Raw genomic sequence first — 1,051 nt, 5'->3', positions numbered from 1 at the left:
CCTGGAGGGGGAGGGTCGTCTCACATGGAGCGCAGCGNGGNTGATCTCTCCACTTGCACCGGCTCCCGCGGCTTCACCCCACCCCGCTCGCCCGCTTCGCGCGCGATCGACCCTCCCCCTCCAGGGGAGGGTGAGACCGAGATCGCGGCGCCTGCCGTCTTCATCAAGACGATGGCGACGGTCGCACGGCAACTGTGAAGCCTCATCTCAATGATCAGCTGGAGCATGATGCGTTTCCACCCAATCGCATGATGGTCTAGCGCGAGCGCCCGGCCGACGGGGCCGAAGCCGAAGAAGCTTTCACTGCACCCCCAAACGCGAAACGGAGGCCTTGCGGCCTCCGTTTGTTTGTTCGTCGCCGGTGGGCTTCTCGCCATCCGCTACTTGCTGTTCGTCCCCTCCGTCACGCGAGCCGGCCGGCGGCGTGGGCGAGCAGGGTGTAGACGAGGCCCGTCTCCGAGGTCAGCTGCGCCCGCAGCGCCTGCGGGTTGCGGTCGTCGCGGGCGACCTCGTCGAGCAGGCGCTCGAACTCGGTAATGTAGCGGTCGACCGTCTGCTTGAAGGTGCGGTCGGCGCGATACTTGCGAGCCACCTCGTCGAACGCCTTCTGTCCGGCGGGCGTGTAGAGGCGCTTGGAGAACGCCTTGGTCTCGCCGCGCTGGTAGCGGTCCCACATCTCGGCGGCGAGCGTGCGGTCCATCAGCCGGGCGATGTCGAGCGACAGCGACTCCAGCGGATTGCCGGGCTGCTGCGCCGGTCCGCGGCCACGCTGAGCGGGAGCCTGCGGCTGCCCGGCGGTGCTGCTGTCAGCACGGTTGAGCAGGTCCGACAGCCAGTTGTCGCTGCGCTGATCGGCGACCGGGCCCATCGGCGGCGCCTCGACTCGGCGCGGCTGTTGCGGCGGCGGAGCGACCGGCGGCTGCATGCCGAGATCCGGCGGCGGCAGGTTGGTGACGCTGGTCGCGGCCGGCTCGCGCAGGCGCATGTCGGGACGGCCGCCGACTGCTGCGGCTGCCACCACCGGCACGACCGGCTCCTCCTGGCGCATGAC

General features: G+C 70.0%; 1 pseudogene. It reads right to left on the bottom strand.

Annotated features, from left to right (window positions below):
* Positions 1 to 403: 403 nt before the first annotated feature.
* Positions 404 to 1,051 (bottom strand): annotated as a pseudogene (locus BRAO375_RS06770) (apolipoprotein A-IV repeat region-like domain-containing protein); the annotation flags it as partial.

Origin of the sequence: Bradyrhizobium sp. ORS 375, from assembly GCF_000239775.1 — a bacterium.
Lineage (GTDB): Bacteria > Pseudomonadota > Alphaproteobacteria > Rhizobiales > Xanthobacteraceae > Bradyrhizobium.
This window is presented reverse-complemented; position numbering and strand designations above follow the sequence as displayed.